Here is a 25,598-nt window from a genome sequence, read left to right on the forward strand (position 1 = left end):
AAGGGGACGGTAAAGCCAGACCCTCCCAAGTCAGATCTATGCGTATATGGCAACAGCTTCGTGAACGTGTTGAGAACCTGACCGCACAGAACCGCTGGAAGAACTCCCGCATCCGCAGGGTGATCTGGGGGGTTCTCTTCTTCGCGCTCCTGACCCTGGCCCTGGGCAACCAGACGGTGCCCGCCCGCCTGGACGTGCAGGTGGGCGACGTCGCGCCGCGGGACGTGCCCGCCCCCCGGCCGGTGTTCAACGCGATCCTCACCGGTGAGCTCCAGGATGCCGCTGAGAAGTCCATCACCCCCGTCTACAAGCGGGAGCCCGCCGTGCTGGAGAACGCCCAGCGGTATATCACGGCGGTCTTCAGCAACCTGCGCCGGGTGCGGGGCCAGACCGAGATCGACGTGGCCGTCCGGGCGCAGGACCTGGCGGATCGACTGCGGCTGACGGTGGTGCCCACCGAAGTCTACGCGGCCCTGCTGACGGCCGACGACGCCCAGATCGAACACATCGAGGCGCAGGCCCTGGCGCTCCTGGAGACGGCTCTGGGTGAGGACGTACTCGAGCGGGATGTGACCCGGATCAAGGCCGGCATCGACAGCGGAGCCGAGCCGTTCACGCTCGATATCGACGATCCGGACCTCAGCCAGTTCGTCCGGGAGCTGGTGAAGAGCCGCATCGAGCCCAACATGGTGGTGGACCAGGAGCGGACCGACTGGCTCCGCGCGAAGGCAGCGCAGGAGGTCCCCGAGGTCTGGTGGCAGAAGGGCCAGCTCATCATCGAGAAGGGCAAGACCATCACCGCGGATCAGTACGAGGCCCTGGTCGAGCTGGGGCTCGTCGGCCAGAAGGCCAGCTACCAGGGCTGGGCGGGGGCGGCCCTCATGTCGTTGGTGGTGGTGGCCGTCATGGCCATCTCCATCGCCCGCTGGCGCCCGGAGCTGCTGGAGCGCGACTCCAAGCTGATGCTGCTGGGGCTGATCGGGTTCATCACGCTCTTCCTCTCCCTGGCGCTGAACCTCTTCTCGGCACAGCTGGGCGACGGTGCGGCCTACCTCATGCCCATCGCGCTCAACGCCGTGCTGGCGGCCATCCTGCTGGATTCCCGGGTGGCCCTGCTGCAGTCGGTCATCATCGCCGTACTGCTGGGCATTTTCGTGTCGTCGGCCCAGGTGGGCGCCGTTGCCGTCGGGGTCGTGGGCTCTGCGGTGGGCGTCTACACCGTCGCGCGGGTGGAGAGCCGCAACGACCTGTACCGCGCGGGGCTGTTTGTGGGGATCGCCAACGTGGTGACGATCCTTGCCCTGAACCTGCTGGAGTCGGCGCCGCTGCTGGACTGGCTGCTGTGGCGCGACGTGGCCCTGGGCCTGGTGAACGGCCTCCTGGTGGCCATCCTCGCCACCGGCGCCCTGCCGCTGTTTGAGACGCTCTTCGGCATCGTCACGCCGCTGAAGCTCCTGGAGCTCTCCAACCCCAACCACCCGCTGCTGAAGCGGCTTATGGTCGAGGCGCCGGGCTCCTACCACCACACCATCCTGGTGGCCAACCTCTGCGAGGCGGCGGCCGAGGCGATCGGCGCCGACCCGGTACTGGCCCGGGTCGGGGCATACTACCACGACATCGGCAAGATCAAGCGGCCTGCGTTCTTCGTGGAGAACCAGTTCGGCGGGGAGAACCCGCACGACAAGCTGCCCCCGAGCCTGTCAGCCATGATCATCACCAGCCACGTGAAGGAAGGGGTGGAGCTGGCCAGGGAGGCGGGCCTGCCCCAGGAGATCATCGACTTCATCCCCGAGCACCACGGCACCACCCTGGTCAGCTATTTCTACCACATGGCGTCGCAGAACAGCCAGTCGGAGTATGTGCTGGAAGAGGACTTCCGCTACGAGGGGCCCAAGCCCCGCAGGCGGGAGACGGCCATCTGCATGCTGGCGGACGCCTGCGAGGCCTCGGTCCGGGCCATGCGGCAGAAGAGCCACCTGTCGCATGAGCAGATCGAGCAGCAGGTGCGCAAGATCATCAGCGACCGGCTCCAGCAGGGGCAGCTGGACAACTGCGACCTGACCCTGAAGGAGCTGGACACCATCGCCAGGGTGTTCGTGAAGGTGCTCAGCGGGGTTCACCATGCCCGCATCGATTACCCCGCGCAGCAGCAGTCCGGCGAGGGTGGAGAACAGCAGGAAGCCGCGTCAGGGGATTCCACAGGCAACGAGGAGGCGTCTCCCGGGCCGGGCGGCGCCGAGGAGGATACGGACAATGGAGATCTGGATCAGCAACGAACAGGAGACGGTGGAACTGACGGCGGAGCAGGAGGACCTGATTCGGCAGGTCGCTGAGCGGGCCCTGGAGCTGGCCGGGGCAGCGTTCGGCACCCACGTCTCCGTTTCCATCACGCTGGTGGATGATGCGGCCATCACCGACCTGAACCGTGACCACCGTGGGCTGGCCAGCCCCACCGACGTGCTCTCCTTCTCGCAGCTGGAGGGGGAGGACATGGCCGACCTGCCTGAAGGGGAGCCGCTGCCCCTGGGCGATATCGTCATCTCGCTGGAGCGGTGCGTCAGCCAGGCGGCCGAGTACGGCCACACCTTCGAGCGTGAGCTGGGCTTCCTGACGGCGCACGGCATGCTTCACCTGCTGGGCTGGGACCACCAGACCCCCGAGGAGGAGGCCGCCATGATGGCCAAGACCGAGGAGATCTTGGCGGGACTGGGGCTGAGCCGATGAGCGGGCGGCCCTTCCGGCACACCGCGATCCTCCCGCGGTTTCGCGATGCGGGCCGCGGGCTGGTGCGGGCCTACCGGGAGGAGCCGAACCTGCGCTTTCACGTGTTTGCCGGCGCCTGCGCGGCCGTGGCCGGCTTCGCGGTGGGCCTGACGGGCTGGGAGGTGGCCTACCTGGCTGCCACCGTCGCCCTGGTGCTGTTCGCCGAACTGGTGAACACCGCGGTCGAGCGGGCGGTGGATCTGGCCGCCGGCCGTGAGCGACACCCGCTGGCGGGCGCGGCCAAGGAAGTGGCCTCCGGCGCCGTGCTGCTGACCGCGCTGCACGCCGTGTTCGCCGCGGGGCTTCTGTTCGCGGTGCGGCGGGACCTGGCCCAGAGCGTGCAGGCGGCGCTCGCCCTGCTGATCCGCCAGCCGCTCTGGCTGCTGCCGCCTGCCATCACCGGGCTGCTGGGCCTTTTTGGGGGCGCCCGGCACGAATCCTGAGGAGGGATCTGCCCATGACCGATGCTGAACTGATCGCCGCCGCCCGCGACGCGCGCGGGCGGGCTTACGTGCCCTACTCCCGCTTCCCGGTGGGGGCCGCGCTGCTGGCCGACGACGGCACCCTCTACACCGGCTGCAACATCGAAAACGCCAGCTTCGGCCTGACCAACTGCGCCGAGCGCACGGCGATCTTCAAGATGGTGAGCGACGGGCGGCGGCGCTTCACGACCATCGCCGTCATCGCCGACACCGACGGGCCCTGCAGCCCCTGCGGCGCCTGCCGCCAGGTGATGAGCGAGTTCGGGCCCGACGCCCGGGTCATCCTGACCAACCTGAAGGGCGACACCTGGGTGGGGTCTGTGCGGGACCTGCTCCCCGGGGCCTTCACCCCGGACGATCTGCCCGGCGACGGGGAGGGTTGCGCATGAAAGAGGCGCCCTTCCGTTCAGGCTTCTGCTCCATCGTGGGCCGCCCCAATGTGGGCAAGTCCACCCTCTTGAACGCCTTCGTCGAGGCGAAGCTGGCCATCATGTCGGACAAGCCGCAGACCACCCGCAACCGCATCCTGGGCGTTTACAACCGGCCCGATGCGCAGGTGGTCTTCCTGGACACGCCGGGCATCCACAAGCCGCGCCACCGGCTCGGGGAGTACATGAACAAGGTGGCCATCGGCACCATTCCCGAGGTGGACGTGGTGCTCTTCGTGGTCGACGGCTCCGCGCCGGAGCCCGGCGAGGGCGACAAGTACGTGGCCGATGTTGTGGCACGCTCCGGCCGGCCGGCGATCTTGGTGGTCAACAAGATGGACCGGGTGAAGCGGGGCGACTGGTACGAGGTGATGGACGCTTACAAGGCCCTCGGCGATCCGCAGAACCGCAGCGAGGACCCCGAGCCCGATTCACCCGCCATCGAGTGGATCGACATCGTGCCGGTGTCGGCCCTGGAGAACACGAACATCGACCCGCTGCTGGACCTGATCGTGGAGCAGATGGAGGAGGGGCCGAAGTACTACCCCGACGACATGATCACGGACCAGCCCGAGCGGTTCGTCATCGCGGAGTTCATCCGGGAGAAGATCCTCCACCTCACCCGGGAGGAGATTCCGCACTCGGTGGCGGTGGAGGTGGAGCAGCTTCAGCGGCGGGAGAGCGGCACCGTCTACGTGAGCGCATCGATTTACGTGGAGCGGGACAGCCAGAAGGGGATCATCATCGGCAAGCGCGGGTCGATGCTGAAGGAGATCGGCGCCCGGGCCCGGCGGGACATCGAGGAGATGCTGGGCTCCAAGATCTACCTGGAGCTGTTCGTGAAGGTGCGGGAGGACTGGCGGAACCGGGAGTCGGTCCTCAGGAGCCTCGGGTACCGGGAGGAGTAGGCGAGCACGCGGGGCGGCGTGGTTCGCGGAGGTCGCCGGGTGAGAAGGGCGGCCTCCGTTTGGTTATGGCCCCAGGCTGGATCATTCACAGCAAAGGAGAGGATCACGCACCATGGAAAACTTCGTCTTCCACAATCCCACCAAACTGATCTTCGGCCGCGGGCAGATCAGGCACCTGCGCGGGGCGCTGGAGCCGTACGGGAAACGGTTGCTTCTGGTGTACGGCGGCGGCTCCATCAAGCGCACCGGCCTGTACGATGAGGTGATGGCCATCCTGCGGGAGGCCGGCTGCGAGGTGTTCGAACTGCCGGGGGTGGAGCCCAATCCCCGGCTGACCACCGTCCACCGGGGCGTGGAGATCTGCCGTCGGGAGCAGATCGAGTTCATCCTCGCCGTCGGGGGCGGCAGCGTGATCGACTGCGCGAAGGCGATTGCGGTCGGCGCCCGCTACGACGGCGACGTGTGGGAGGTCATCACGGGCAAGGCGCGGGCGACGGGCGCGCTGCCCTTCGGCACGGTGCTGACCCTGGCGGCCACCGGCTCGGAGATGAACTCGGGCTCGGTGATCACCAACTGGGAGACCCGGGAGAAGCTCGGCTGGGACGCCGCCCCTCACACCTACCCCGCCTTCTCGATTCTGGACCCGGTGTACACCTTCACGGTGCCCAGGGACCACACCGTCTATGGCGTGGTGGACATGATGTCGCACGCCCTGGAGCAGTACTTCCACACGGCGGCCAACGCGCCCCTGATCGACCGGTGGATCGAGGAGCTGCTGCGGACGGTCATGGAGGCGGCGCCGAAGGCGGTGGCCAACCCGGAGGATTACGCCGCCCGGGAGACGCTCATGTTCTGCGGCACGATGGCCCTGAACGACGTGCTCTCCATGGGCACCGACGGGGGCGACTGGGCCACCCATGCCATCGAGCATGCGATTTCGGCGGTCTACGACATCCCCCACGGCGGCGGGCTGGCCATCGTCCACCCCAACTGGATGAAGTACTGCCTGGACGCCGACCCGGCGCGCTTTGCCCGCCTGGCGGTGAGGGTCTTCGACGTGGACCCGGCCGGCCGCACCGACCGCGAGGTGGGGCTGGAAGGGATCGAGCGGCTGCGGCAGTTCTGGTCCAGCATCGGCGCGCCTTCACGGCTGGCCGACTACGGCATCGGGGACGATCAGATCGAGCGCATGGCGGCCCTGGCCACCGAGGGCGGGACGATCGGCCAGTTCCGCAGGCTGACGCAGGAAGACGTGGCCGCGATCCTCCGGATGTCGCTGTAGGCACCGGTTCGCCCCGTGCCTTCCCGGGCATACCATGATCCTATCTGGAATGCCCTGCGGGAGGCTGAGCGCGATGCAGATTCATGTGGTTGAGCCCGGGCAGTCGCTCTACGGCATCGCCCGCGCCTACAGCGTCACCCCCGAGTCCATCATCGAGGCCAACCAGCTGAACGGGCTGCCCTACCTGGTCGTCGGGCAGGCCCTGGTCATCCCCATCACGGGCCGGTACTACTGGGTCCAGTCAGGGGACTCCCTCTGGTCCATCGGCCAGCGGTTCGGCGTGGCGCCGGCGGAGCTGGCCCGCGTCAACGGCATCCCCCCGGGTATGCTGCTGCCCGTCGGCCTGCGCCTCTACATACCGCCCGGCCCGCGGCCGGAAATCGAGGCCAACGCCTACGTGGAGCCCTTCGGCGAGAGCGTGAGCCCGAACCTCATCGCCGCGTCGCGGGCGGCGGTGCCCTACCTCACCTACCTGGCCCCGTTCAGCTTCCGGGTGCAGCGGGACGGCTCCCTCCAGCCGCCGCCGCTGGACGGCCTGCTGGAGATCGCCCGGGAGGGCGGGGCGGTGCCCATGCTGGTGGTGACCAACCTGGAGGAGGGCGGCTTCAGCGCGGAGCTGGGCCAGGCGATCCTGAACGACCAGGCGGTGCAGGACCGGCTGCTGCAGGAGATCCAGCGGCTCATCCGGGAGATGGGCTTTCGGGATGTGCACTTCGACTTCGAGTTCCTGCGGCCTGAGGACCGCGAGGCGTACAACCGGTTCCTCCGGCGGGCGGCCGACCTCATCCACGCCGAGGGGGCCCTCATCTCCACCGCCCTGGCGCCGAAGGTCAGCGCGGAGCAGGCGGGCCAGTGGTACGAGGCCCACGACTACGCCGCCCACGGGCAGACGGTGGACTTCGTTGTGCTGATGACCTACGAGTGGGGCTACAGCGGCGGGCCGCCCATGGCCGTCTCGCCCATCGACCAGGTGCGCCGGGTGCTGGAGTTCGCCGTCACCCAGATCCCGCCGGGGAAGATCATGATGGGCCAGAACCTCTACGGCTACGACTGGACCCTGCCGTACCGGCCCGGCGGCGAGTACGCACGGGCGATCAGCCCGCAGGAGGCCATCCGCCAGGCGGCCCGGCGCGGGGTGGCCATCGAGTTCGATCCGACCGCCCAGGCCCCGTTCTACCGCTACGTGGATGAGCAGGGCCGCACCCACGAGGTCTGGTTCGAGGATGCCCGCTCGATTCAGGCCAAGTTCGACCTGTTGAAGGAGATGGGGCTCAGGGGCATCAGCTACTGGAAGCTGGGCCTCGATTTCCCGCAGAACTGGCTGCTGTTGGACGACAACTTCACCGTGACCAGGCGGACGGGCTGACGCATCCGCCGCCCGCGACGGGGAGACTAAAGGGAAAAGCGGGAGCCGAAACGGCAGACCCTGCGAAAGTCAGGAGGTGCGCAGGTGTTTTCCCTTCCCACCCCGGCGGGCGGAACGCTCTGGTACGCCGAGTCGGGACCGGCGGACGGCCGGCCCATGCTGCTGCTCCACGCCGCACTCCAGACCCACGAGTCGATGGCGCCGCTGGTGGAGGAGCTTGCGCCCCTCGGCCTGCGGCTGGTAGCGGTCGACCTGCCCGGCCACGGCCGCAGCACCCATTCGGGGCCGCTGACGATCGCCGGCATGGCCGACGCCGTCGAGGCGCTGATCGACCGCCTGGGACTGGGCCGGCCGCTGGTGGCCGGGTACAGCCTGGGCGGCATGGTGGGTATCGAGCTGGCGCTCCGGGGTCGAGCCTCGGGGCTGATCGTCCTGGCTTCCCGCATCCGGCCGGCGGGCGATGGCCGCGCCGCCTTCGCGCCCGCGGCCATCCGCCGGCGTTCGCCCCTCTGGGCGCGGCAGCTGGAGGAGAAGCACACCGCCACGCCGTGGGAGCGGCTGGCCACGGCCCTGGGGGAGGAACTGGCCACGTGGCCCGGCTTTGACCCGGCCGCCCTGGCGGCCCTCTCGGTTCCGGTGCTGGTGGTGCAGGGCGACCGGGACCAGATGGTGCCGCTGGAGCAGGGGCAGGAGCTGGCCCGGCTCGCACCGCAGGGGCGCTTTCACCTGGTGCCGCGGGCCGGTCACCCCGAGTTGCTCTACCGGACCGATGCCCGGGCGGCGGTGAAAGAATTTCTCGAGAAACTGTCAGGATGAACGGTTGCATCTGCTCGTCGCTCTGTTTACAATAACTAGAGGACGTTTCGAACAAGGGGCGCCCTAGCCGCAGGGCGCCCCTTCAAGTGGGCGTGTCGAACGGAGGTGGTGTTGAGAATGGATGCCGGGCCAAGTCTGAGTCTGGAATCGTGCAGTTTGCGGAACCCTTTAGGAGGCCCGTCCATACTCACAGCCCTCCGGTACGAACCGCCGAGTGGGGTGAGGTCTGCCGCCGCGCGCCGGTGGTAGGCTTCGCCTGATCCGGTCGTTCCTGCGCTTCGCTACGGCTGTGCGGGCCTCCGCATGGCCGTCTTCTCTTCTTCGGGGAGGCGGCAAGCTCCACACGAAAGGGAGGCGAGGCCAATGAACCAGGAACTGATCGGAACGCTGGACCAGACCATCGTCTTGCTGCGGCAGCAGCGGCTGGACGAGCTACGCACCCTCCTCACCGATCTCCATCCGGCCGACCTCGCCGAGGTGCTGCGGGAGCTTGAGGAGGAGCAGCGGACGGCCGTGGTGCAGCTACTGGCCGGTGCAACGGCTGCCGAGGCGATCAGCGAACTGGAGCTGGAGGAGCAGGCCGATCTGGTCACCGCGCTGCCGCCGGCGCAGGCCAAGGCCATCCTGGACGAGATGTCCGCGGACGACGTTGCGGACCTGTTCGCCGAGCTGAAGCCCGAGCAGGCGGGGGCCCTGCTCGACCTCATGGCCCATGAGGAAGCCACCGACGTCCGGGAGCTGATGGGCTTCGAGGAGGACTCGGCGGGCGGCATCATGACGACCGAGTTCGTGGCCATTCACGCGCACCGCACCGCGGCCGAGGCCATCGAGCAGCTGCGCCGGGAGGCACCCTCGGCGGAGACGGCGTACTACGTATACGTGGTGGATGCGCGGGAGCGGCTGGTCGGCGTGCTCTCGCTCCGCGAGCTCATCGTCGCGCCGCCGGAGACCGAGGTCCGGTCGATTATGCGCACCAATCCCGTCGCGGTGCACGTGAGCGAGGACCAGGAAGAGGTCGCCCGCGTGGTGCAGAAGTACAACCTGCTGGCCGTGCCCGTCGTCGATGACCAGCAGATCCTGCGGGGAATCGTGACGGTCGACGACGTCATCGACGTCATCGAAGAGGAGGCCACCGAGGACCTGTACCGGGCCGGCGGCGTTTCCGAGGCGGAACAGGAGATCGACATTGAAGGGGCGATCTGGCCGTCGATCAAGGCCCGTCTGCCGTGGCTCCTGGGCCTGCTTTTCCTGAGCCTGCTCTCGGGCAAGGTGATCGAGACGTTCACCCCGCTCATGGATCGCGTCTCCGCGCTGGCGGTCTTCATCACCACGATGGCCGGCGGGGCCGGAAATGCGGCCACGCAGGCCCTGACCGTGATGGTGCGCGGGCTGGCCACGGGCGAGGTGGAGCGTGACCGGCTGGTCAGGGTGGTCTGGCGGGAGGCCCGGATCGGCCTGGCGATCGGGCTGTTCTGCGGCGTGGTGCTGGGCATCGCCGCCACGCTCTGGCACGGCTCGCCGTGGATCGGCGTGATCATCGGTCTCTCCATCACCGTCAACCTGATGCTCGCCAAGGCGGCCGGCTCGCTGGTGCCCGTGCTCATCCAGCGGATCGGGCTGGATCCGGCGGTGGCGTCCGGCCCCTTCATCGCCACGATTACGGATACGACCTCGATGCTGGTGTACTTCTCCATCGCCGCGCTGGTGCTCCGTGCGGTGCTCTGAGCCATTCGGTCAGAATACGCTGCGAGGAGGTTCGCACAGATGGCCCACCTGTTTGAGCCCATCACGCAGAAGTCGGTTACCCTGCGCAACCGCATCGTCATGTCCCCGATGTGCATGTACGTCGCCGGCACCGACGGCATTGCCACCGACTGGCACCTCGTCCACTACGGCACCCGGGCGACGGGCGGCATCGGCCTCATCATCGCCGAGGCCACGGCCGTGGAGCCCAGGGGCCGCATCTCCGAGCACGACCTCGGCCTTTGGAACGACGCGCAGGCGGAGGCCCTGGCGCGCGTCGCCCGCTTCGTGCGGGAGCAGGGCGCAGCCTTCGGCATCCAGCTGGCCCATGCCGGCCGCAAGGCCTGGTCCCCGCGCAAGGGCCAGGGGCCGGAGCCGGCCGTGGCCCCCAGCGCGCTCCCCTGGGGCGACGACTGGGTGACGCCTCAGGAGCTGGACGGTGAGGGGATCGATCGCATCGTGGCAGCCTTCGGGGCGGCGGCCCGGCGGGCGGGCGAGCTGGGCTGCGACATGGTCGAGATCCACGCCGCCCACGGCTACCTGCTGCATGAGTTCCTCTCGCCGCTTTCCAACAAGCGCACCGACGAGTACGGCGGCCCGCTGGAGAACCGGGCGCGCCTCCTGAAGCGGGTGTACGAGGAGGTGCGGGCGGCCTTCCCGGCCGACCGGCCGGTGTGGGTGCGCATCTCCGCGACTGACTGGGTGGAGGGCGCATGGGACGTCGACGAGGCGGTGGAGCTGGCCCGCTGGATGAAGGCGTGGGGCGTGGACCTGGTGGACGTCTCCAGCGGCGGCAACTCGCCCCTGCAGCAGATCACGAACCTTGGCCCGGGCTACCAGGTGGCCTTCGCCGAGCGGATCCGGCGTGAGGCCGGCGTCCCCACCGGCGCTGTGGGGCTGATCACCAGTCCCGACCAGGCGGACTCCATCGTGCGCAGCGGACAGGCGGATGTGGTGCTGCTGGGCCGGGAGCTGCTGCGCAACCCGTACTTCCCGCTGGCGGCGGCCCATCGGCTGGGGCACGAGGTGGACTGGCCCGCACCCTACGTGCGGGGCAAGTTCCGGCGGTGAGACGGGAGGTTCGAAGGTGAGCTGGGTACTGATTGGTGTGGCGGGCGCCGCAGGTGCGGTGGCCCGCCTCCTCGTCGGCGCGTGGATCGATGGCCGGCCGGGTGGCCGGGCGTTTCCCTGGGGCACCTTCGCCGTCAACATCGCCGGTTCGCTGCTGCTGGGGCTTCTCACAGGCCTCGTCGTGGGACGCGGCTGGCTCGCGCCTGAGGTGAAGGTCGTGCTCGGAGCGGGATTTCTCGGTGCGTTTACCACGTTCTCGACCTGGCTGCTTGACCTGCACGAGGCCTTGAGGCGGGGTGACCACCGGGCCGCATTCGTGAACGCTGCGCTGAGCACCGGGTTGGGCCTCCTGGCTGCGTGGTTGGGCCTGGCCCTGGGGTGGGGGCGATGAACCGCCTTGCCGTGGCCGGTGTTGCTGCAGGGGGCGCCCTGGGGGCCTGGGCCCGCCACGGGCTGGGTAGCTGGCTGACGGCGCTTTTGCCCTCGACTTTCCCCTTGCCAACGCTCATGATCAACGTACTCGGCGCCCTGTTGCTGGGCTTCGTGGCCGGATACGGCATCGAGCGGGGGCGTCTGCCAGAGGCGTGGCGCCTGCCCGTGACTGTCGGCTTCATCGGCTCGTTCACCACGTTCTCCACCTGGTCTGTCGACACGGTGCTCCTTCTTGATGCCGGCCGCTGGCCGCTGGCCTTGGCCAATGTGGGCATTAGCCTGGCCGTGGGGCTGGCGGCGGTCTGGGTCGGGCGCAGGCTGGCTTTCCGATGGCGCGTATGAGGTTGGGACCTGCGGGTCCCAACCTTTTTCACGCCTGGTGCGTCTTACATAGAGAGCCCGGGTGCAGAGCCCGGGCAGCGCCATGGAGGAGGGGTGCCATGCGCACGACCTATACTGAGCGGCTGATTCGCTTCGGACTTGGCCTGGCCGCCGCCGCCCTGCTGCTCTGGCTCCTGCGTGAGAGCTTGCCCGGGGGGATGCCAGGCGATGGCCTGTCTCTTCGAACTGGTCAGCCCGTGGGCGAGTTGATCGCGCCCGCCCTGGGAACCACCCTGGGGAATGCAGCCGCGGCACTGCTGTTCGCACTGCCCGCAGCGCTGCTTCTGGGCGTCCCGGCCGGCTTCAGGCCACATAGTGTGATCGACCGGGTGCTTCAGGCGCCGGCGGTGGCCGTCATGGGCGTGCCGGCCTTCACGGCGGCCATCCTGGGGGTCTGGCTGATCATGTCGGGCCCTCTCGATCACCTTCGGCTCGCGGGCGCGGCTCACGGGGCCCTGACCGTGCTGCTGGCCGGTTGGCTGGCCAGGGCCATCCGCGACGGGCTGGCCGGCACCCGCGGGGAGGGCGTTCCCCTGGCTCCCGGCCGTGCTGTGGCGGCCGTGCTGGGCCGCATCCTGCAGCAGACGGGCAACATCCTGCTGTTCACGATGGTGGTGGAAGTCGTGGCACGGGGCTCCGGGGCGGGTGTCTGGGGCCAGGTGACAACGGCCGTCCTCAACCGGGATTTCCCGGTGTTCCACGCGGGGCTGTGGGTGTTGATTGCCCTCGTCCTGGTGGGGCATCTGCTGGGCGACCTGCTGGTGACGGCAGCCGGCGGGACGCGGCCGGCGGGCCGGCTTTCCAGGGGCTGGCTGGTCATCGGCTGTCTGCTGTTCGTGCTGCTCCTGGCGGCACCACTGCTGGGCGATGCGTCGGCTGCTCTTTCCGCAGATCTGAGCCTCCGGTTACTTCCGCCGGGCAGTGAAGGTCACGCCCTGGGGACGGACCATATGGGCCGTGACGTGCTCTCTCGCATCGGGGCGGGTGCACGCACCTCGCTCGCCATCGCCGGTGGTGCCATGCTGGTCGCGGCCCTCGGCGGCGCCGTGCTGGCCGGAATCGGCCTGGCGACGGGCCGCGTGGGCTCCGCAGTGCTCACGCCGCGGGTGGCCGTTCCCGGGCTCGTGGGGCCCGTGGTCGCGGGCCTCGCAGGCGCGCTAATCTGGCGGCCCGGCATCATCACCCTCATCGTCACCCTGGGGGTGGCCTCGATCCCGGCGATGGGCTGGGCATTCCGCCGGTTCGGGATGTCGAAGGGGCAACAGGGGGCAGCCCTGCTGGGCCTCGTGCTCCTCGCCTTCGCCCAGATCCTGCTGGCCGAGTTCATCCTGGGCTTGTTCGGGTTTGGGGTTATGCCGCCCTCAGCGTCGCTGGGCAGCCTGGTCAGAGATGCCATGCCTCACCTGCGGCAAGCACCGCATCTGCTCTGGAGCGCGTTGCCCGGGGCTGCCGGGGTGATGGGCCTCTTCCTCGCGGGCCACGCCCTGTTGGATGCAGCGCCGGGGGAGGAGTAGATCTTTGGTAGCGTTCCCTGCCATCTGGCAGGAGGGTGGTCGGCTCACGTGGAAATGGTAGGGCGACCTGGGGAATCAACCCGGTCAGACCAAGGAGGCGATCACCGTGAACAAGGCAATGGAGGCAGCCCTGAACGAGCAGATCAAGCTCGAACTCCACTCGGCGTATACCTACCTCGGCATGGCGGCCTACTGCGAGTCCACCAACCTTCCGGGCATGGCGCACTGGCTGGAACTCCAGGCGAAGGAAGAGCTGGAGCACGCGATGAAGATCTACGGCCACGTCAACGACCGCGGGGGCCGGGTGGCCCTGAAGGCAATCCCCGAGCCTGTTCTGGACTACGCCTCGCCGCTGGCCGTGTTTGAGGCGGTGCTGGCCCATGAGCAGAAGGTCACGGCCTCCATCCACAAGCTGTATGCCCTGGCGGTGGAGGAGAAGGACTACGCCTCACTGCCCCTGCTCCAGTGGTTCATCGAGGAGCAGGTGGAAGAGGAGTCGAGCGCAGACGAGGTGCTGCAGAAGATCCGCCTCGCCGGCGACAGCAAGAGCGCCTTGCTCTTCCTCGACAGCCAGCTGGGTTCCCGGGAGTAGCGATTTACCTCATCAACGACAGCCGGGCTGTTCCGCAGTCACCGTGAGTGACTACGGGACAGCCCGACGCATTTCCGCAGAAACGGGGCTGCCCCAGCAGAGATGCTTTGGGGAGAGCCCCGTTCCGTATTTGCGGCGGCGGCAGCGTCAGAGCCAGGGGCCGGCCACCGCCAGCAGGTGCTCCACGTAGTGGCGGATGTCAAACCAGCGGCGCTCCACCGCGACCGGCACGCGCTTCTCCACCATCTCGATGGCCTGGCGGGGGTTCAGGGCGTCGTAGCGGGGGTGGTAGACCTCCGTCCAGGGCGGCAGGTCGGGGCGGCCCGCCGGGGCGATGGGGGTGGCTCCCAGCAGGTGCGCCTCGTAGAGGGCCAGCGTGAGGCTGCCGCCGGTGGTGGTGGAGATGGCGGCCTGGGCCCGGGCCAGGAGCCGGTAGTACTCCTCGTGGGGCAGGCGGCCCACCTCGATGCCCATCTGCCGCCACAGCTGGACGGGGTAGTACGAGAGCGGGTCGATGGGCGAGGCGATGAAGACCCGGTAGCCCCGGTCCATCAGCTCGAATGCCATCCGCACCGACAGGTAGGGCTGGTAGAACTCGTTGAGCCGGCCGGGGAAGACCACCAGCCGTTCCCGGTCGGGGCCGGGCTTCACCTCGGCGATGACCCGGTTGATCAGCGTGTGGTCGTAGGGGAAGCCGGCGGCCACGACCTGCGCACGGGAGCCCGCGGGCAGGTAGCGCTCGCCCCAGGGCACCATGGAGGGGTTGGTGACGAGGATTGCCGCCAGCGAGGGGTGGCTGTAGATCCAGAGGTCAGCCGGATCGTAAGCGTTGGTGAAGGGGTTCCAGATGTCGTGTTCGTGGATGATGACGTGCTCCGGCGGCTCCGCCGCCTCCAGGAGCTGCTTCTGCACGGTGTAGCGGGTGAAGAATACCGGGCCCCGGGGCCGCTCGGGCATGCGGGTCAGGTACTCGTAGGGCACCCCCGCTTCATCCAGCCCCCGGCGGAGCCCGGCGAGGAAGTTGGGGTACCAGGCCGTGGGGTCGTGGGGATCGTAGACGACGTGCAGCACAGGTCATCATCCTTTCTAAGAAGCATCCTCACCCGCTGGTGGCCTGCTGCCGCAGAATCCGCGCGCCGACCGCCAGCAGCAGCGCCGTGTAGGCCAGCATGACCGCGGTGTACTGCGCCAGAGGCACCGGCGCGCCCGTCCACCCACCCCAGATCAGCTCCTGCACCGGCCGGGTGGGGAGCCAGCGCATGACCTCGGCGATGGCCCAGCCGGACTCCTGCCAGGGGATGACGGTTCCGCCGACCAGCAGGGCCAGGACCGGCGTGCGGTAGAGCGAGGAGGTCCTCAGGTCGCGGGCCACGATCCCGATCAGGGCGCCGGACGCCGTGGCGAAGCCGATCGCGAGCCCCACCCCGAGCAGGAGCACCAGCGGCGCCTCTGGTGGCTGCCGGAAGACGAGCAGAAGCAACGCACACAGGAGGACGGCGAACGCGATGCCCGTGAAGGCCTTCGCACCGATGATCTCCAGCGGCCGGGCCGGGGTGACCAGCAGGGCCTCCAGCGTCCGGCGCTCCTTCTCCTCTACCAGGGAATTGACCGTCATCTGCCAGACACCGGCGTAGATGGAGACGATCAGGACCACGGGCAGGAAGGTGGCCGAGTCCTGGGCGTCCAGGGCGTAAATGGCCGCCATGCCCAGCATCATGACCACGAACATCAGGATCCGCCGGTTGCGCTTCAGCGCCCACAGCTCCCCGCGCACCAGGCTGAAAAACCGCATCACTGAGCCCTCCCCGTCAGCTGGATAAAGGCGTCGGTTAGAGAAGGACCGTGCTCCGCCTTCAGGGCGGCCGGCGCTCCGCAGGCGACCATGCGGCCCCGCTGCAGGATGCAGACCCGGTCGCAGAGGGCCTCGACCTCGGCCATGTCGTGGCTGCTCAGAAGAATGGTGACCCCCTGGCTGCGCAGGTTGCGGATCAGCCGGTGCAGCTCGTCGGTCGCCAGCGGGTCAAGGCCCGAGGTGGGCTCGTCCAGGTAGAGGAGCCGGGGACCGTGCAGGATGGCCCGGGCCAGGGCCACCCGCTGCCGCTGGCCCTTGGAGAGCTTGCCGGCCAGGCGGTTTTTCAGATCGGAAGCGCCCATCTGCACCAGGGCGTCGTGGGCAGCCCGCTCGGAGACGCCGAAGAGCCCGGCGAAGAGCAGCAGATTCTCCCACACCGTGAGGTCGTTGTAGAGGAGGCCGCCGTCCAGGACGACGCCCATCTGCCGGCGGACCGCATCGCCGCGCTCCCATGGGTCGAGCCCGGCCACACGCACCTGCCCCTCAGTGGGCCGGGCCAGCCCGGCCACCAGCCGGAGGGTCGTCGTCTTTCCGGCGCCGTTGGGGCCGAGCAGCCCGAAGGTCTCGCCTTCGTGAATCTTCAGATTCAGATCGGTCAGGGCCGTCACCGTGCCGTAACGTTTCGTCACGTTGATCAACTGAATCACGCATCTCACCTCTGGCCCCATTCTCGCAGGGAGCCGGAGGCGCAGCAGCATTTGGGCGACGACGGGTGCAGACTCAGGACGACTGGTGCTGTGGAGGCGACGAGTGGTGCCCATGCGCGGATGACGGGTGCCGTCACCAGCCCAGCAGCTCTTTCAGTTCCGCCACGCGATGCTTGCTGAGCGGGACCTCGCTGCCGTCCTTCATGCGCAGGGAGAAACTGCTGCGGGTCCACGGGACGATCTCCTTCACGTGGGCCAGGTTCACGAGGTAGCCGCGGTGCGCGCGGAAGAACCCGTGGCCACTGAGGCGCGCCTCCAGCTGGGCCAGGGTGAAGGAGGCGGTCCAGTCCCCCTCGCTGGTGTGCAGGTAGACGCTCTTGTCCTGGGCAAAGGCGTACAGAATCTCCGCCGGCGAAAACAGCATCACGCGCTCATCGCGGCGGGCGGCGATCTGATCCACCCGGGGCCGGACCGGCCCGGCGACCGGGGTATTGCCGCCCAGGCCGACGGAGCGCGTGCCTGTGTGCGCCTCACTGCCGCCGGCCGAACCCGCGGGGACCGCACCTGGTGGGGCCGCGCCGCCGCTTGTGTGACCGTCGTCCGCCTCCACCAGTCGCCCGCGCTCCAGATAGCAGGTGCGCGTCGCCAGGCGCAGGGCGCGGGGGTAGCCGAACGTGGTGAGGAGGATGCCCTTGCCCGCATCCGCCAGGGCGCTGAGGGCCGCCTCGATGATGTCGGCGCTTTCCAGGTCGCTGTCGGCCAGGGGTTCGTCGAGGACCAGAAGAAGGGGATCGTGCAGGAGGGCGCGGGCGATGCGCAGGCGCGCCTTCTCGCCCGGCGAAAGGTCCGCGGCCAGCCGGTCGGAGAGCGCCGTCAGTTCCAGCAGCGCGGCCGCCTCGGCTGCGCGCCCGCGGGGCAGCGACCAGAGGCCGGCGAAGAGCGACAATGTCTCGCCCACCGTGTGTGCCGGAGCGATGCCCCAGGCTGGCCCCGCAAAGCCGACGTGCGCCCGGGCCTCTGGGGTGCCGGGCCGGCCTCCGCAGATGCGGATCTGCCCGCGCGATGGCGAGCCCCACCCTGCGAGGAGCTTCAGCAGCGGGTCCTTGCCGTTGCCGTGACTGCCCACCAGGGCCAGCACCTCTCCGGCAGATACGGTCAGGCTGAGGCCGTGCAGGCCCTCCGGGTGGTGCAGATCGGATATCTCCAGCAGCGTCGTCAACATCATCACCAGTCCATTTCCTTCGCCTCACCCCATCCGTTTCCTGCACTGGCCTGGCCATACCGGAACGGGGTATGCGGGCGTCTTTAGAGCAGGAGACTAGTCCACCAGCCGGCCGCACGGCCGGCGGGGGGAGGAGGAGGGCATGCATATGCGGCGACTGACCGCGGAATCGTTTGACGCGGCCGTGCGCGAGCACCCGCACCTGATCGTGAACTTCACCGCCGACTGGTGTCCCGACTGCCGGCGGATCAAGGATGCCTACGCCGCCTTCCCGGAGCGGTTCCCGGAGATGGCGTTTGCGGTGGTCGACACCGAGGAGAGCCCGGATCTGGCCGAGCGGTTCGACGTGCGGGGCATCCCGTCGCTGCTGGTCTTCCGGGGCGGCGAGCTGACCGACCGGCTGTACAGCCGCGACGCCAAGACCGTGCAGCAGGTGGAGGATTTCGTGACGAAGCACCTGCCGGTTTCTTCCTGAGACCGGAGCGCGACGGCAGCCGGGGTGTTCAGGGCAGCGGGCACATACGCTGAAGCGCAGAGAAGCAGACAGGGGATGAGGGCTTGGAACTGGGAATTTACACGTTTGTAGAGGCCACACCGGATCCGGCAACCGGCGCCCGCATCAGCCCGGAAGAGCGGATGCGCAACCTGCTGGAGGAGATCGAGCTGGCCGACCAGGTCGGGCTGGACGTCTTCGGCATCGGCGAGCACCACCGGCCCGAGTACGTCGCCTCGGCCCCCGCGGTGATCCTGGCGGCCGCGGCGGCCCGCACGAAGCGCATCCGGCTGACCAGCGCGGTCACCGTGCTCAGCTCCGACGACCCAGTGCGGGTCTTTCAGCAGTATGCGACGCTGGACCTGATTTCGGGCGGGCGGGCCGAGATGATGGTGGGGCGGGGCTCGTTCATCGAGTCGTTCCCGCTTTTCGGCTGCGACCTCAGCGACTACGACGCGCTCTTCGCCGAGAAGCTGGACCTGCTGCTCAGGCTGCAGGAGTCGGAGCACATCACCTGGGAGGGGCGGTTCCGGCCGGCGCTCACCGGCCAGGGAGTCTACCCCCGTCCGGTGCAGGAGAGGATCCCCATCTGGGTGGCCGTGGGGGGCACCCAGTATTCCGCCGCCCGGGCCGGGGCGCTGGGCCTGCCCATGGCCCTGGCGATCATCGGCGGGCTGCCGGAGCGCTTCAAGCCCCTGGCGGAGCTGCACCGCAAGTCGGCGGTGATGAACGGCCACGAGCCGCCCGCGCTCAGCATCAACTCGCACGGCTTCATCGCCGACCGGTCGCAGGACGCGGCCGACCTTGCCTTCCCCGCCTTCAAGGCCGTAATGGACCAACTGGGGCGGGAGCGGGGCTGGCCGCCGATGACGCGGTCGCAGTTCGAGGCGGCGCGCAGCCTCCGGGGGGCCGATTTCGTCGGCAGCCCGCAGGAGGTGGCGGAGAAGATCCTGTACCAGTACGAGATTTTCGGCCATCAGCGTTTCTTGCTCCAGCTCACCGTCGGCAGCCTGCCGCACGACAGGGTCATGCGGGCGATCGAGCTGTTCGGCACGAAGGTGGCGCCCGTGGTGCGGAAGGAAATCGCACGGAAACAGACAGGAGCGTAGGTTCTCAAGACAGATGTGAGCCCTGCGGCGCGTCCCGCAGGGCTGCTTCTCATTCCGGGCCGATTCGGTACCAGATGTTCTTCAGGAAGCCCCGTGCATCGGGTTCGGCGACCTGCCGCCGCACCGTCGGCATCGTGCCGCTGCAGTACCACTCGTAGACCGTCTCCCGGCCGGTCACGTACGCCGGAATGATCACCGCGTCGGGGTTCTGTGCGCAGAAGTCCCACATGGCCGGCGTCGGGATCCGGCGGGTGTCGGCCTTCGACTGGCAGGGCAGGTTGGCGCCGACGAAGCACGCGTAGACCTTCCCGTCCATGCAGCGCCAGAAGGTGGAGCGGCGGAGCTGCCTGCGGGACGCATTTTCCGGCAGACCCGCGGCCCGGATGAGCCCTTCGATCACCGCGGCGGGCACAGGCGGCCCCGCCCAGCGCCCGTCGGGTGCGTCGACCGTGCCCACGGCCGCGCAGTAGGCGAAGGGGTCGGTGTGGTGTGCACCGGCGGAGCGGCTGAACGGGAGGATCAGTAAAGGTACAAGGAACGAGAGCAGGATGACGGCGCGCCGCCGTTCAGGTTGATCCATAGGCAGCCTCCTCGGCGTTCAGTCTTCCCTGTCCGCCGCAGTGGCACACGCGGCCCCGACCCCTGCGCACGGCTTCCGCATACGGCGGCGCCGCCAATTCCTGCGCACGGCATCTGCACACGACGCCGCCCCGTCAGTCCCGGGACTGGCGGGGCGGCGCTCTTCGTGCAGGCGACTCAGTTCTCCATCAGAAGGGGGAGGAAACTGGCGCCGAACTCCGGCGCGGGCGCCCCCAGGTGTTCGCACACGGTGGCGGCCACGTCGGCCATGGTCGCCCTGACCCCCAGGGGGACGGGGCGCACGCCGGGGCCCGCGGCCAGCAGAGGCACCTGCTCCCGGGTGTGGAGGGAGTGGCCGATCAGCGGGTCGTTGCCGTGGTCGGCGAGGATGATCAGCAGGTCGCCGGGACGCAGCTGGTCCAGCAGGCGGGCGATGCCGCGGTCGGCCCGGGCCAGCACGTCGGCGTACCGGGCGGGATCCTGCTCGTGACCCATGAGGTCGGTCTCCTGCACCGTCGCGGCGATGAAGCCGCCGTCGGGCATCTCCGCCAGCTGGGCAAGCACCTGCTCCATCACGGCGTCGGTGTCGACCACCGGGTCCCGCCAGCGGGCGCCGGGGCACTCGACCACGTCGGCCATCTTGCCGATCATCGCCACCGGCAGCCCGGTGGACGCCACTAGGGAGGGGGCCTGGACGGCGGGGTCGATGCCGTAGCCCAGGTGCCTCACCCGGTAGTGCTCGTTGTAGATGTGCAGGGCCGGCGTGACGACGCCGGTCTGGCCTGCCGGGGTGGTGCGCGTGTGGGCCAGGATGTCCTCCACGCCAATCCCGACCCCGCCCAGCGCGATGACCCGGCTCACCTGAACCACCTGGCGGACCAGGCGGCCCACCTGCAGGATCTGCTCGAAGGGGATGGCGTCCAGGGCGCCGGTCACGTTGTAGATGCGGCCCGGATCGGTCTCCAGGTTGTCCCCGACCAGGATCTGCCCGTCGACCAGGAGGGCCGAGCCGCCCGGAATGGCTTCCTCCACCCGGTGGCCGGCGCCCTCCAAGTGGGAGCGGACCTGCCCGGCCACCTCCGAGAACAGGGAGATCACCGGCCGGCGGGGTCGGTTGCCCTGAATCTCGTTGTGGCCGGCGAATGTGTCGGCGCCCCAGTGGGCCAGGTTGCAGCGGCCCCACGCGGCCAGGGGCGGGCCCGCCGGCTCCAGTCCCGCCTCCGGCGCGATGTGGCCCAACCCCAGCCGCATCAGGCTGGGGATCTCCAGGGCGCCCTGAGACCGGACAAGACTGGCCAGGGTATGCGCACCCGCGTCGCGGGGCTGCACGTCTGCGACGTCGTCCATGGCCCCCACCCCGAAGCCGTCCAGCACCAGTACAATGGCTCGCTTTGTCATACTCATACCCCGTTTCGGCTAGATAGAGAGGTCCAGCGGCCGGTTCGCCCGGTCGTAAAGTCCGGCGAGCCGCGGGGCCCCGTCCTGAACGCCTTCCACCAGCGCAAGGTTGGCCCGGGCGGTGAAGCCCTGTGTGCGAAAGGCGGCGATGACCGGCTCTCCCTCCCGGGCCCGGGAATCGTCGAGAGCCAGGTAGTAATCAATGTTTTCAGCGGCGGGACGGCGCAGGGGAGCGCGGCGCAGGGCGGTGCCCACCAGCGCGTTCCGCATGTGCCCCCGCGGATAGCTGCCCCCGCCGTAGGTGTAGGCGCGCCCCCCGTAGGTGTGCGAGACCTCGGTGAGGTAGAGCATGGCCGGCAGCTCCGGCTGATCCGAGACGGCGTGGAGCGGCGTGGTGCCGGTGATCGCGTGGCCCGGCTCGCCGTGGGTCGCGCCCGCCTGGCGCAGGATGGGCAGCGTGGCGGCGCAGGTGAGGGAGGGGGCGTTCACCTGTGCGACCTCCAGCCCCAGCTCTTCCCGGAGAAGCCGGGCGGCCTGCGTCACCGCCGCGAGGTTCGGGGTGGGCGCGGGCTTCCCGTTTTCGGCCGCCAGGCAGGGGAACGCGGTGACCCCTGCCACCCAGACCCCCGGCAGCGCGCAGATCGCCCGCGCCACAGCGGGCAGCTCCTCCAGGCCGATGCCTCCCTCCTGGCCAGGGTGGAAGGAGCCGGCGGCCACGCGCAGGAGCAGCCCCTGCCTGACCCCGAGCTTCAGGGCGGCTTCGCTGACCGCTCTGGCCTGGCCGAGGCTGAAGACGGTCATCACCTCAGGCTGCCAGGAGAGCACCTGCGGCAGGTAAGCCCGGGGAATCTGGACAAGGTGGCCCACGTGGCCCAGCGCCACGCCGGCCTCGCGGAAAGCCCGGGCATCGTCGACGTCCACCGCCACACCGCGTGGAATCCCGGCCTCGGCGACGGCCGCGATCACCTGCGGGTTCCGGTTGAGCTGCTTTGACATGAAGTAGAGCTGTATTCCCTCCCGCCGGGCCGAATCGGCCAGCGTGCGGGCGTTCTTCCGAATGGCATCCATATCCAGTACGTAGGTGTTGGGCGGCAGGCGCCCCTCGGCATGAAGACGCAGGGCTGCGTCGATCAGTCGGGGGTTCCGGCGCAGCGTCACCTCAAGGAACATCCACTTCTCTCCTCTCGGGCTGAACCTCAGGCGATGGTCAGAATGCGCCTTGGGTTCAGCACCAGCATCTGCTCCAGCTCGGCCTCGCTCACCCCGGCTGCACGCAGCTGGGGCACCAGCCGGTCGAAGAGGTAGCTGTACCCGTACCCCCCGTTGGCTTTCAGGTGTGAGCGCCGGGTCACATCCATGGAGAGGACCACCCGGTCGCCCAGGCCGCGCTCCAGCATGCCCGTGATCAGCCTGACGCGGACGGCGTCGGGCATGTAGGCCTCCTTGCCGGCCGTGTCGTAGGCCACGGTGGCCCCGCGCCGCGCCAGGGCGGCGTGGGTCTCCAGGTCGTCGATCAGGTCCTGGTGGCCGATTACCACCCGGGCCGGGTCGACCCCGAGGGACTCCAGCAGGTCCAGCTGCTCCCGCCCCATGGTCCCCAGGGTGCAGTGGGTGGAGATGGGCAGGCCGGTCCACTTGTGGACCAGGGCCACGGCTTGGAAGACCTTTGCCTCGTCCGGCCGGATCTCACCCTTCGAGGTGCCGATTTCGGCCAGGATGCCCGGCTTCACGGAGGTGCCGTCCATGCCCTCCTCGACGTCCCGCATCAGCTGTTCGGCCAGCTCCTCCGCGGAGCGTTCGGCCACGTAGGGCGGGTGGTAGGCCTGCTGGTAGAAGCCGGTGGCGGCGATGATCTGCAGCCCGGTCCGGCGGGCGACCTCCTGAAGCAGATCGACGCGACGGCCCATGCCGTGGCAGGTGACCTCGACGAGCGCACGCCCGCCGGCCCGCTGCAGGTGTTCGACTTCCTGGCAGGCGAGATCCAGGTCGTCCAGCACGGTGTCGGGATCCTTCTTTCGTCCGGAAAGATCGATGAAGAGGTGCTCGTGCATCAGCGTGGGGCCGAGTTCACTGGGGTCCAGGGGGCCCAGAACGGTCATGATGTGGGCCATGACACAGTCCTCCCGGGTTGCGGTTTCGGGGTCAGGGAAGCTGAAAAAAGTAACGCTCAAAGAGCGGTGGCATTCGCAGGGATGGTGCCAGCAGATCCGCCGCGGCCAGGGCGCGGGCGGCGCCCTGAGGGCCGGGCGGGCCGGCCAGAATCAGGCCCGTGGAGAGGCGGGGGATCGGAAGGGCGATGCCCGTGCAGCCCACCAGGTTGAGCGCCCGGAGCAGGTACTTGCCTCCCCGTGCCTGAAGCTCGGCGCCGGGCGGGCCCAGTGAGCCCACCACCGAGTCGCCGAGTCCGTAGAAATCGACGGGCCCCTCCAGGGTGATGGCCAGTTCGGCCGAGGCCCAGAGCTCCTGAAGCAGCTGCATGGACCGTTCGCGGCCGGCGATGCCCGTCATGTCCACGGCAACCGGCTGCGCCCCGGCCGCCCAGAGGGGTTTGAGGTAGGGCTCCATTGCAGCCGCCATGTCGGCCCCGTCGGGCAGCGTCACGGTGCCCGGCCGGGGCAGCGCGACGCGCAGCCCCGCCAGAGGCGCGGCAGGCGGCAATGCGGCGCCTGCGGCCCGCAGCAGGGCCTCGAAACCCTTGCGGGCGGTGGACCAGTCCCGGCCGATGATCCCCAGGCCGGGCCGGAACGTGAAGCCGTCGGTGGAGACGCGCTCCACCGGGCAGGTGAGACCAAGGCCTGAGCCGATCACGCCGGCCAGGCCGGTGGCGGCGGCAGGGCCCAGTACCGAACCGCCGCCGTCGGTGCCCACGCAGAGATCGGTGATGCCGAGCAGGATGTTCACCGGGCCGCCGCTGGTGGAACCGGTCATGGGTCTCCCGGTGAGCGGGTTGAGCAGGCCGGTGTCAACGGCCCTCCCGCCGGGCGCTGCCCGGTCCACGGTCAGCCACGCCAGGCCGGGCTCGGCAGCCAGCTTCCGGCGGAGCGCTTCCGTGATGGCGGCGGTGTCCTTGACGCCGAGGCGGAGGACGTCATCGCCCGGCTCTGCGGCGTCGGCCCCGGGCGCCAGGGCGACGACCGAGCGGCCCAGCTGCGCCCGGGCGGCCTCCAGAGACCGCCGCCAGCGGGTGGTCACAGGCTGTCCGGGCGGACCAGGGTGATCAGGTGCGCGGTGAGGTAGCCAATCTCGCCCTCCGGCACCTCGACGCCCAGCCGCCGCCCGGCCTCACCGGCCACGACCTCGGTGACGAACTGCCACTCCTCCGGGTAGGCCTTCACCTCTTCCAGCCCCTCCGCCACCATGGCGTCAATGGCCTCGCCCGAGCGCAGCCGCTCCAGGGCCACCGCCAGGTGGGTGGTGAACATGGCGCCGTTCTCCTCGGTCAGCGTGATGCCGTAGCGCTCCTCCACCCGCTTCAGAATGAACCGGGTCAGCTCGGACACCTCCGGGCCGATCTGTCCGCTCTCCTCCAGCAGCCGAAGCCGTAGTTCCAGAGACACAGGTTTCACTCCCCTGAATGATCTCTCCTAGTACGAGGGGATCCGCCGCCCCTCGAGCACCTCGTTCTGAATGCGGCGCACGACGGCGGGATCGATGATCTCGGGCAGCAGCCGCTCCAGATCGGGGCGGTGGGCGTCGATGACGAGAACGGCCTCCGAGGACCTTTCCGCGACCTGGATGGCCGCCGGACTTTGCAGCGGCGCGGAGTGAACCTCCATCATGCCTGCGGAGAACTCGTCCAGGTTCCAGATGGCCGCGTCGATCTCGTGTTCACGGAGCCGCTCCAGCAGGTGCGAGTACGGAACCTCCACCAGCTCCACCTGCTTCCCCCGGCACTCTTCTTCCGTCAGCCAGGCCTGGTCGAGAGTCTGCGGGTCGACGCCCACCCGCATCCCGTCTGTGATGCCGGCAAACTGTGGACCGGCCAGTAGGATGCCGTGCCGCGAGACAAAGGTGTACGGGCCCAGCCCCATGACGGCGACGACGCCGCCTTCTGCCACCGCCAGGTCGGCCGCGAGGCGGGAGAGCACGGCGAAGTCGGCCTGCCCGCGGCGCAGGGCCGCGATGCGGCTGCGCGCGCCCCGCATGTAGCCGATGCTGAAGGGGATGTCGCCCTGCCGCACCGCCTCGTAGAGACCCGAGGCGAGCCCCTCGTACCGCCGGGTATAGGGGAGGGGCATCAGCCCCAACAGCGACGAGAGCCCCGCGATCTCCCTGAGCTTGCGGTAGTCGGCCTCTACCAGGAAAGTGCCCATGTGGCCCCGTGCCTCCACCTTCACGGCCCCCGCGTCAATGAGCGACCGCAGGGCGTTCTGCACCGTTCCGTGGCCGGTTTCGCAGCGCTGGGCGTAGTCCTGCACGCGCGGCATGCGTTCGCCGGGCCTGAGCGCGAGCAGGTCCCTGGCGATCTCCACGGCGACGCGCCCGTACTTGCGGTAGAGGTCCGACTGCCACTGGTTCAT

At 69.2% G+C, this 25,598-nt stretch carries 27 protein-coding genes; 16 read left to right on the forward strand and 11 right to left on the reverse strand.

The features are described from left to right. Positions 1-38 precede the first annotated feature (38 nt). From ACZ45O_RS16815 to ACZ45O_RS16880, 14 genes are all read left to right on the forward strand, one after another. A complete protein-coding gene (locus ACZ45O_RS16815) occupies positions 39-2,333 on the forward strand; it encodes an HD family phosphohydrolase (protein WP_464854570.1) in 2,295 nt (764 codons plus the stop codon). Continuing rightward, positions 2,254-2,724: an rRNA maturation RNase YbeY gene (gene ybeY / locus ACZ45O_RS16820; protein WP_464854571.1), complete on the forward strand. Its 471-nt coding sequence runs from the start codon at positions 2,254-2,256 to the stop codon at positions 2,722-2,724. Before ACZ45O_RS16815 ends, ybeY begins: the two co-directional genes overlap by 80 nt. Next, positions 2,721-3,206 carry a diacylglycerol kinase family protein gene (locus ACZ45O_RS16825; protein ID WP_464854572.1) on the forward strand — a complete coding sequence of 162 codons (486 nt, stop codon included), beginning with the start codon at positions 2,721-2,723 and terminating at the stop codon, positions 3,204-3,206. The genes ybeY and ACZ45O_RS16825 overlap by 4 nt, the downstream gene beginning before the upstream one ends. Positions 3,207-3,220: 14 nt before the next feature. After that, on the forward strand, positions 3,221-3,634 hold the full coding sequence (locus ACZ45O_RS16830) for a cytidine deaminase (RefSeq protein ID WP_464854573.1): 414 nt from the start codon (positions 3,221-3,223) through the stop codon (positions 3,632-3,634). Continuing rightward, the gene (gene era / locus ACZ45O_RS16835; RefSeq protein ID WP_464854574.1) at positions 3,631-4,581 is read left to right on the forward strand and encodes a GTPase Era; all 951 of its coding nucleotides are present in this window, start codon (positions 3,631-3,633) and stop codon (positions 4,579-4,581) included. Before ACZ45O_RS16830 ends, era begins: the two co-directional genes overlap by 4 nt. 112 nt (positions 4,582-4,693) lie before the next feature. Further along, the gene (locus tag ACZ45O_RS16840; RefSeq protein WP_464854575.1) at positions 4,694-5,863 is read left to right on the forward strand and encodes an iron-containing alcohol dehydrogenase; all 1,170 of its coding nucleotides are present in this window, start codon (positions 4,694-4,696) and stop codon (positions 5,861-5,863) included. Between the two features lie 73 nt (positions 5,864-5,936). Beyond that, complete coding sequence (locus tag ACZ45O_RS16845; RefSeq protein ID WP_464854576.1) at positions 5,937-7,229, forward strand: glycoside hydrolase family 18 protein; 1,293 nt, start codon at positions 5,937-5,939, stop codon at positions 7,227-7,229. Positions 7,230-7,313: 84 nt separating this feature from the next. Then, positions 7,314-8,045, forward strand: coding sequence for an alpha/beta fold hydrolase (locus ACZ45O_RS16850; RefSeq protein WP_464854577.1), 732 nt, complete (start codon positions 7,314-7,316; stop codon positions 8,043-8,045). Between the two features lie 363 nt (positions 8,046-8,408). Further along, positions 8,409-9,770, forward strand: coding sequence for a magnesium transporter (gene mgtE / locus ACZ45O_RS16855; RefSeq protein ID WP_464854578.1), 1,362 nt, complete (start codon positions 8,409-8,411; stop codon positions 9,768-9,770). Between the two features lie 39 nt (positions 9,771-9,809). Continuing rightward, positions 9,810-10,859 carry an NADH:flavin oxidoreductase/NADH oxidase gene (locus tag ACZ45O_RS16860; protein ID WP_464854579.1) on the forward strand — a complete coding sequence of 350 codons (1,050 nt, stop codon included), beginning with the start codon at positions 9,810-9,812 and terminating at the stop codon, positions 10,857-10,859. A gap of 16 nt (positions 10,860-10,875) precedes the next feature. Further along, the gene (locus ACZ45O_RS16865; RefSeq protein WP_011194675.1) at positions 10,876-11,250 is read left to right on the forward strand and encodes a fluoride efflux transporter FluC; all 375 of its coding nucleotides are present in this window, start codon (positions 10,876-10,878) and stop codon (positions 11,248-11,250) included. Then, a complete protein-coding gene (gene crcB / locus ACZ45O_RS16870) occupies positions 11,247-11,633 on the forward strand; it encodes a fluoride efflux transporter CrcB (protein ID WP_043713161.1) in 387 nt (128 codons plus the stop codon). Before ACZ45O_RS16865 ends, crcB begins: the two co-directional genes overlap by 4 nt. A gap of 98 nt (positions 11,634-11,731) precedes the next feature. After that, positions 11,732-13,186, forward strand: coding sequence for a hypothetical protein (locus tag ACZ45O_RS16875; RefSeq protein WP_464854581.1), 1,455 nt, complete (start codon positions 11,732-11,734; stop codon positions 13,184-13,186). 106 nt (positions 13,187-13,292) lie between these two features. Beyond that, positions 13,293-13,778 carry a ferritin gene (locus ACZ45O_RS16880; RefSeq protein ID WP_011194678.1) on the forward strand — a complete coding sequence of 162 codons (486 nt, stop codon included), beginning with the start codon at positions 13,293-13,295 and terminating at the stop codon, positions 13,776-13,778. A gap of 147 nt (positions 13,779-13,925) precedes the next feature. Here ACZ45O_RS16880 and ACZ45O_RS16885 read toward each other — a convergent pair whose 3' ends face one another. From ACZ45O_RS16885 to ACZ45O_RS16900, 4 genes are all read right to left on the reverse strand, one after another. Next, positions 13,926-14,849 (reverse strand): hypothetical protein, encoded by a 924-nt coding sequence (locus tag ACZ45O_RS16885; protein ID WP_464854582.1) that lies wholly within the window; start codon positions 14,847-14,849, stop codon positions 13,926-13,928. A 28-nt stretch (positions 14,850-14,877) separates the two neighbouring features. Then, positions 14,878-15,570: an ABC transporter permease gene (locus ACZ45O_RS16890; RefSeq protein ID WP_464854583.1), complete on the reverse strand. Its 693-nt coding sequence runs from the start codon at positions 15,568-15,570 to the stop codon at positions 14,878-14,880. Continuing rightward, positions 15,570-16,277, reverse strand: coding sequence for an ABC transporter ATP-binding protein (locus ACZ45O_RS16895; RefSeq protein ID WP_464854584.1), 708 nt, complete (start codon positions 16,275-16,277; stop codon positions 15,570-15,572). The genes ACZ45O_RS16890 and ACZ45O_RS16895 overlap by 1 nt, the downstream gene beginning before the upstream one ends. 133 nt (positions 16,278-16,410) lie before the next feature. Beyond that, complete coding sequence (locus ACZ45O_RS16900; RefSeq protein WP_464854585.1) at positions 16,411-17,502, reverse strand: response regulator transcription factor; 1,092 nt, start codon at positions 17,500-17,502, stop codon at positions 16,411-16,413. Positions 17,503-17,647: 145 nt separating this feature from the next. Here ACZ45O_RS16900 and ACZ45O_RS16905 point away from each other — a divergent pair, with 145 nt between their 5' ends. Together ACZ45O_RS16905 and ACZ45O_RS16910 are read left to right on the forward strand one after the other, a co-directional pair. Continuing rightward, on the forward strand, positions 17,648-17,974 hold the full coding sequence (locus ACZ45O_RS16905) for a thioredoxin family protein (protein ID WP_464854586.1): 327 nt from the start codon (positions 17,648-17,650) through the stop codon (positions 17,972-17,974). A gap of 83 nt (positions 17,975-18,057) precedes the next feature. Then, the gene (locus ACZ45O_RS16910; RefSeq protein ID WP_464854587.1) at positions 18,058-19,101 is read left to right on the forward strand and encodes an LLM class flavin-dependent oxidoreductase; all 1,044 of its coding nucleotides are present in this window, start codon (positions 18,058-18,060) and stop codon (positions 19,099-19,101) included. Between the two features lie 49 nt (positions 19,102-19,150). Here ACZ45O_RS16910 and ACZ45O_RS16915 read toward each other — a convergent pair whose 3' ends face one another. The 7 genes from ACZ45O_RS16915 to yhfZ form a co-directional block, all read right to left on the reverse strand. Then, on the reverse strand, positions 19,151-19,681 hold the full coding sequence (locus tag ACZ45O_RS16915; RefSeq protein ID WP_464854588.1) for a hypothetical protein: 531 nt from the start codon (positions 19,679-19,681) through the stop codon (positions 19,151-19,153). A gap of 176 nt (positions 19,682-19,857) precedes the next feature. Then, entirely contained in the window at positions 19,858-21,078 is a 1,221-nt protein-coding gene (locus ACZ45O_RS16920) for a phosphopentomutase (protein ID WP_464854589.1), read from the reverse strand. A gap of 18 nt (positions 21,079-21,096) precedes the next feature. Continuing rightward, positions 21,097-22,248: a YhfX family PLP-dependent enzyme gene (locus tag ACZ45O_RS16925; protein ID WP_464854590.1), complete on the reverse strand. Its 1,152-nt coding sequence runs from the start codon at positions 22,246-22,248 to the stop codon at positions 21,097-21,099. A 26-nt stretch (positions 22,249-22,274) separates the two neighbouring features. Continuing rightward, complete coding sequence (locus ACZ45O_RS16930) at positions 22,275-23,189, reverse strand: phosphotriesterase family protein (RefSeq protein WP_464854591.1); 915 nt, start codon at positions 23,187-23,189, stop codon at positions 22,275-22,277. 31 nt (positions 23,190-23,220) lie between these two features. Next, positions 23,221-24,270, reverse strand: coding sequence for a hypothetical protein (locus ACZ45O_RS16935; protein ID WP_464854592.1), 1,050 nt, complete (start codon positions 24,268-24,270; stop codon positions 23,221-23,223). Further along, complete coding sequence (locus ACZ45O_RS16940) at positions 24,267-24,635, reverse strand: PRD domain-containing protein (protein WP_464854593.1); 369 nt, start codon at positions 24,633-24,635, stop codon at positions 24,267-24,269. Before ACZ45O_RS16940 ends, ACZ45O_RS16935 begins: the two co-directional genes overlap by 4 nt. Before the next feature lie 27 nt (positions 24,636-24,662). Further along, the gene (gene yhfZ, locus ACZ45O_RS16945) at positions 24,663-25,598 is read right to left on the reverse strand and encodes a GntR family transcriptional regulator YhfZ (RefSeq protein WP_464854594.1); all 936 of its coding nucleotides are present in this window, start codon (positions 25,596-25,598) and stop codon (positions 24,663-24,665) included.

The sequence above is a fragment of the Symbiobacterium turbinis genome, assembly GCF_055383075.1.